Genomic DNA, 6020 nt, shown 5'->3' with positions numbered 1-6020 from the left:
CTGAGAGCTGCCTGGGCAGATGCCGCGCGCGATCGGCCAGTCCGACGATTTCGAGCGCGGTATGGACCAGTTCCTGTCGCTGACGCCGGGACAACTGCGTGAGCAACAGCGGAAGCTCGACATTCTCAAACGCGGTGAGCACGGGGATGAGGTTGAATGTTTGGAACACGAATCCCACATTTTGATTCCGCCAATCTGCCAGTTGCGATTCATTCAATTGCGTGACGTCCACCCCTTGCACGCGGCATTCACCACCCGTCGGGCGGTCGATGCCCGCAATGATGTGGAGCAGTGTGGATTTGCCCGAGCCTGAAGGTCCCATGAGCGTGAGAAACTCGCCGCGTTCAATGTTCAGCGAAATGTCATTGAGTGCCGTCACCTGGATTTCACCCTGGGCATAGACTTTGGAAAGGTTGCGGATTTCAACAACGTTGTCTGGCATAGGCCGAGAAACCAATATTCGAACGCGCCGCGTTTTGCAAAGTCGTAGCGCAGTTTTCCAAACCTGTCCTGCCCTCCGCAGTGGGCCGCGACGGAGGACCGGCTGCATCGCCGGCTTCCCAACGGACTGACCGTAAATAGATTCGGGCGCGTTTCAAAACCTTGCGCCACGCAAATCGCCTCAGTCTTTGATCCGCTTCAAATCCTCAACAAACCTCTCAAACTCAGGCTCGAACGCCCGCCCCGGCGGCAGTCGCAGCAACGCGGACGGATGAATCGTGATGAGTGTCTTTCCCAAAGGCGAATCCAGGAGCTTTCCGCGCTCGTCGCCAATCCGAAGATCAGCATGAAAAAGCGAACGCAGCGCAGTTCGGCCCATGGCCACAATCAAGCGCGGTTTCAGGATTTTCAATTCCTGCTCCAGCCATGGCCGGCACGCAGCAATGTCGCGGCCGTTCGGGGTTTGGTGCAGCCGCCGCTTCCCGCGGGGTTCCCATTTGAAGTGCTTGACTGCATTAGTCACGTAAAACGTGCTTCGATCCAATCCTGCGGCCACAAGCGCACGATCCAGCACCTGTCCTGCGGGACCAATGAAAGGCTTTCCTGCACGATCTTCAGCGTCGCCCGGCTGCTCACCCACAAGCACCACCTCCGCACTGCGCGGTCCTTCGCCAAACACCGTGCATGTGGCGTTCTTCCACAGGGGACACGCGCGGCAATGCATCGCCTCAGCGCGAACCGTTTCCCAATCGAATGTGGCAGGCGGGCGGGCGGGCGAGTATTCGTCGTCCCGAAGAACCCGCCGTTCGCTGACTTCGAGCATTCCCTGGACTCGCAACGGAGCGCGCGCGAGCAACGAGGGAATCGCGGCCGCCTCGGGAAGATTTTTCCAGTTCCTCACCGGCATCTGCGCCTTCATCGCCTTCACCTTCACGCGCGCCGGGTTGAAGATGTTCGAGTAATAAGTCACCCACAGCGGCTCGACATCGTCGCCCGCAGGAGCCTGCGATTGCGCCACGCCTTCGCTGAACCGGATTTCCGCCCCGTCCCAATGCATGCAGCGCTTCGGCGTAAGAATCGACCAGCGATGATTCGCGAAACGGTCCTTGAAGAACTGCTGGTTCAGGTGAACCGAATCATGCCCGGGCTCATACCACGCGACAAACCATGGCTCCCCCTCCAGCCTTGTTTCACGGAATCGCACGTACTGGCGCATGCGATAAGCATCCTTCTGGACCTCCCGGGCGAGGTGCGCCGTCGCGATGAAATCCGCATCTGTTGGGATTTGGAGCAATCGGGATTCACCATGGGTCAGGCGCCAAAGAACGCGATACAGCAATGGCCATTTCCCTGGATCCGAATGCAGCGCAGCGGAACGCGCAAGCTCAAGGAAGGCAGCCGGCACGCGGAAAGCGGATCGAGCTTTCGCGTCGTTCAACACGCTTGCTCCCGCCGTGATTTCCGTCCGCGCAAACAGACCCAGCTCCGGCTCCGCGCCGCGTATCTCCCAAATGACGTCGCCAGGCTCCTGATTATGGGCGAGAGCGGCGCGGGCCGCTGCCTGCCACGATTCAAAATTGTCTTCGATCCGCAGCGTTTTCACAGTTGCCCGTTGTGGACGGAGAGCTCGGGTGCAGCGAACAGGTTCAATTGCTCAGGCGGAGGAGCGAGTTTCCTTGTCAGCGCTTCACTGTCCAGTTCGCGTCCTGGATGATGATCCGCCGTTTCAATGAATGGCAGCGCCTTCTTCATCGGCACCCGCAGCCGGACCAGATCCTGCAAGCGGACCTTCGACCAACGCCGCGCCTGGAGAATGCGATCCACATTCTTGACTCCGAAGCCAGGGACACGAAGCAGCAACAACCGCGGTGCTTTGTTTACATCAACCGGAAAATGCGATCGATGCTGCAATGCCCAAGCCAGTTTTGGATCAAATCGAAGATCAAGATGCGGCGCAGCGTTGCTTGTCAGTTCTTGTGCCTTGAATCCATAGAAACGCATCAGCCAGTCGGCCTGATACAACCGATGCTCCCGCACGAGCGGCGGGGCGACCAGCGGCAAATGGGCGGACGCAGACGGAATCGGACTGAATGCCGAGTAATAAACGCGGCGCAGCTTGAATCGATGGTACAAACTTGAGGCGCGTTCCAGGATGTCGTGATCGGAAGCGTCGGTCGCCCCGACAATCATTTGGGTGCTTTGGCCTGCAGCAGCAAACGCAGGCTTGGCGGCGTCCTTTTGCTCACTTCGGCTCTGCTCAATGCGCTCGTGAATCGCGCCCATCGCACCCTGGATTCGATCCAGATTCTTCTCAGGCGCAAACCGCTCCAAATCGGCGGATCGTGGCAATTCGATGTTGATGCTGATCCGATCCGCAAACCTTCCCGCTTCATCGATCAACGCCTGGCTGGCTTCAGGGATGGTCTTGAGATGAATGTAGCCCCTGAAGTCGTGCTCGAGCCGAAGCTTGCGCGCCACTGCAACCACCTGCTCCATGGTGTAGTCGGGATTCCGAATGATTCCCGAGCTGAGGAACAAGCCTTCGATGTAATTGCGTTTGTAGAAATCGAGCGTCAGTTGAACCACTTCATCGGGAGTGAACCGAGCGCGGGGAATGTCACTCGACACCCGGTTCACGCAATAGAGGCAATCGAAGATGCAATAGTTGGTGAGCAGGACCTTGAGAAGCGAAACGCAGCGGCCATCCGGCGTGAAGCTGTGGCAAATCCCTGCGCCTGTCACGGAACCCACGCCGCTGCCGCCGCGCGACGACCGCTTCTCGCCGCCGTTGCTGGCGCATGAAGCGTCGTATTTGGCGGCGTCCGCGAGGATCGCAAGCTTTTGCGGCAGGTCCATAGGCAAAGAGGCTTAAGATAACCTTCAACGGCAAAGTCTCAAACCCGTGCTCACATTTTGATGGTTCGCCACCATTTGTCTGCTAGGTTTCGCCTGCAAAATGAGCTTCTACGAGAAATTGAAATTCGACGCGAACGGCTTGATTCCAGCCATTGTCCAGGAGCAGAAGACGGGGCGGGTTTTGATGATGGCATGGATGAACCGTGCTTCCCTGGAAACGACGATTGACACGCGGAAAACCCATTTCTGGAGCCGTTCACGCCAGAAGTTCTGGATGAAGGGCGAATCCAGCGGGCATACGCAGGAGGTGAAGGACATTGCGTTTGACTGCGATGGCGACACGCTGCTGATCCAGGTGGAACAAAACGGGGCGGCGTGTCACGAAGGTTACAAGTCCTGCTTTTTCCGATCCGTCGACGGCAACCCGGGTGAGGGCTTCAAGACAACCGAACCCCTGCTCAAGCCGCCGGGAGAAATCTACGGCAAAAAATAATGGAAGACCTGCTCCAATTCGGGAGCCGTGATTACTGCCTCTGTTTCCTCCTGTTGCTGTTCGGGCGGGGAATGGATTTTATCAGCACCTGGGTAGCCACACCCAATCTGGTTCTCGAGGGCAATCCCATTGCTAAAAAACTCGGCTGGCATGGCGGACTTCTCGTCAACCTTGCGGCTTGCTGGCTCCTCGCCTTTTCAGCGCCAGTTGCCATCGGCGTCAGCACCATGAGCGTGCTCGTGGCGGCGCGGAATTTCCAATCCGCATGGCTGATGCGTTCCATGGGCGAGGAGAACTACCGGGATTGGCACGTCGCTCGAATCACAGAAACCCCGGTGACACTGTATCTTTCCTGCCTTGCCGGAAATACCTTGCTCACGGCCCTCGTGGGCGGCGCGCTGGTGCTGTTCAGCGACAGCTATTTGATCCCAACCAGCATTGGCATGGGGATGCTCGCCTACAGCTTCGCTGTTGTGCTGTTCACGCTCCTGGGAGTCTGGCGGTCTCGCCGTGCCATGAACCGCCGCCTCACCCGCCGCTCCCCGCAACCCGCTCCGCTTCCCGGCGATGGGTTCGTAAAGTAGTTCGTCCTGTGCGACGCGCAGGTTCACTGTTTACTCCTCAGTGTCCGCTCCATAATACTGGCCCGCGGCAATGACCCACGATTGAGTCAATGCCCTTGGCCTATGTATTCGCCCAATCCTGACGAGTTCGTGAAGCTGGCAACGCAGGGAAACCTGATTCCCGTCACGCGCCGCCTTCTCGCCGACATTGAAACGCCGCTTTCCGCGTATCGAAAAATCCGTGGCCAGGGCGAGTCCTTCCTCTTCGAATCCGTTGAAGGCGGCGAGCACCTGGGCCGCTATTCCTTTGTCGGCTGCAATCCCCGCGGCATCGTCCGGCAGGACGGCAATCGCGTTGAGGTGATCGAGAATGGAAAGGTTCTCGAACGCTTCACGGTCCGGCCTGCTTCCCACGGAAGCGCCAGTTCGACCGATCCGCAGATCGTGCGCGACGGCCTCGAAGTGGTGGAACGCGTGATGAGCAAGTTCCGCCCTGTGACGGTGCCTGGCCTCCCTCGGTTCACAGGGGGTGCCATCGGTGTGATTGGATACGAGTTCATTCACGACGTGGAACCCGTGGTGCCGCGCCCGCCGCACGATGAGCTCGGCGTGCCGACATTGTATTTCCTCATTGCCGATCAACTCCTCATTTTTGATCGTGTCGCGCAGACGCTCACTGTGCTCGTAAACGCAGTAATCGACGAAGCGTCCACCCCCGCCGAGGCGTATGAAAATGCGGTGGCCGAAATCGAACGGCTCGTCTCCCTGCTGGAACAACCTGCGGAACATCATCCCGTGACCCTTCCGTCGGAGGTTGCCGAGATTCCGTTCGAGTCCAATGTCTCACGCGAAAAGTTCTTCTCCAACGTTGCTGCGGCCAAAAAATACATTACCTCGGGCGATATCATCCAGGTCGTCGGCTCGCAGCGTTTTTCGACGGCGATAAAGGTTTCACCGTTGGATCTTTATCGGGCGGTCCGTTCCATAAACCCCTCGCCTTACATGTTCCTGCTGGAACTGAACGGGTTCTCGCTGGTTGGAGCTTCGCCTGAAATTCATGTGCGATGCGAGGACGGCAAGGTGGAGATTCGCCCAATCGCTGGGACACGGCAGCGCGGAAAAACGCCAGACGAAGACGCTGCACTCGAACGCGAACTGCTCGCGGATCCCAAGGAGCGGGCCGAACATGTGATGCTGGTGGATCTTGCGCGGAACGACCTGGGTCGCGTTTGCGACTTCGGCTCAGTGCAAGTGAAGGACTTGATGACGATTGAGCGTTACAGCCACGTGATGCACATCGTCTCGCAGGTGGAAGGCACTCTCTCGCAAGATCGTTCCCTCTATGACCTGATGCGCGCGACTTTCCCGGCGGGAACACTCAGCGGAGCGCCCAAAATTCGCGCCATGCAGATCATCTCCGAGCTGGAACAAACGACGCGCGGATCCTACGGCGGCTGTGTCGGCTATTTCTCGTTCAACGGAAACCTCGACACGTGCATTACGATCCGCACTGCCTTGATCAAGGACGGCAAGGCTTACGTGCAGGCAGGTGGCGGCTGGGTGAACGATTCAACGCCGGAAGCGGAATTCCAGGAGACGATCAACAAATCGAAGGCAATGCTCAAGGCAGTCTCGATGGCCGAAGGTTTTGTGAACGGCGCTTGAGC

Annotated in this window: 6 protein-coding genes; 3 read left to right on the top strand and 3 right to left on the bottom strand. The window is 58.3% G+C overall.

The window, feature by feature from the left end:
- The 3 genes from VEH04_19800 to VEH04_19790 form a co-directional block, all read right to left on the bottom strand.
- On the bottom strand, positions 1 to 442 hold a 442-nt coding region (locus VEH04_19800; GenBank protein ID HYG25018.1), incomplete at its 3' end, for an ATP-binding cassette domain-containing protein.
- Between the two features lie 180 nt (positions 443 to 622).
- Positions 623 to 2044: a UdgX family uracil-DNA binding protein gene (locus VEH04_19795; GenBank protein ID HYG25017.1), complete on the bottom strand. Its 1422-nt coding sequence runs from the start codon at positions 2042 to 2044 to the stop codon at positions 623 to 625.
- Positions 2041 to 3297, bottom strand: coding sequence for a putative DNA modification/repair radical SAM protein (locus VEH04_19790; GenBank protein ID HYG25016.1), 1257 nt, complete (start codon positions 3295 to 3297; stop codon positions 2041 to 2043). The genes VEH04_19795 and VEH04_19790 overlap by 4 nt, the downstream gene beginning before the upstream one ends.
- Positions 3298 to 3397: 100 nt before the next feature.
- On the opposite strand from VEH04_19790, the gene hisI reads away from it, so the two are divergent.
- The 3 genes from hisI (at position 3398) to trpE (ending at position 6018) form a co-directional block, all read left to right on the top strand.
- On the top strand, positions 3398 to 3790 hold the full coding sequence (hisI, locus tag VEH04_19785; protein HYG25015.1) for a phosphoribosyl-AMP cyclohydrolase: 393 nt from the start codon (positions 3398 to 3400) through the stop codon (positions 3788 to 3790).
- A complete protein-coding gene (locus VEH04_19780) occupies positions 3790 to 4374 on the top strand; it encodes a hypothetical protein (GenBank protein HYG25014.1) in 585 nt (194 codons plus the stop codon). The genes hisI and VEH04_19780 overlap by 1 nt, the downstream gene beginning before the upstream one ends.
- A gap of 102 nt (positions 4375 to 4476) precedes the next feature.
- Complete coding sequence (gene trpE / locus VEH04_19775; protein HYG25013.1) at positions 4477 to 6018, top strand: anthranilate synthase component I; 1542 nt, start codon at positions 4477 to 4479, stop codon at positions 6016 to 6018.
- Positions 6019 to 6020: the final 2 nt, after the last annotated feature.

It is taken from the genome of Verrucomicrobiia bacterium, assembly GCA_035629175.1.
GTDB lineage: Bacteria > Verrucomicrobiota > Verrucomicrobiia > Limisphaerales > DASXHY01 > DASXHY01.
The sequence above is the reverse complement of the archived record's forward strand: the minus strand, read 5'-3'. Positions and strand labels throughout refer to the sequence as shown.

What these genes read in the sequence shown, in the direction of transcription:
- VEH04_19790 (HYG25016.1), bottom strand. Translation starts at nt 3,297, where the DNA reads ATGGACCTGCCGCAAAAGCTTGCGATCCTCGCGGACGCCGCCAAATAC.
- trpE (HYG25013.1), top strand. Translation starts at nt 4,477, where the DNA reads ATGTATTCGCCCAATCCTGACGAGTTCGTGAAGCTGGCAACGCAGGGA.
- VEH04_19780 (HYG25014.1), top strand. Translation starts at nt 3,790, where the DNA reads ATGGAAGACCTGCTCCAATTCGGGAGCCGTGATTACTGCCTCTGTTTC.
- hisI (HYG25015.1), top strand. Translation starts at nt 3,398, where the DNA reads ATGAGCTTCTACGAGAAATTGAAATTCGACGCGAACGGCTTGATTCCA.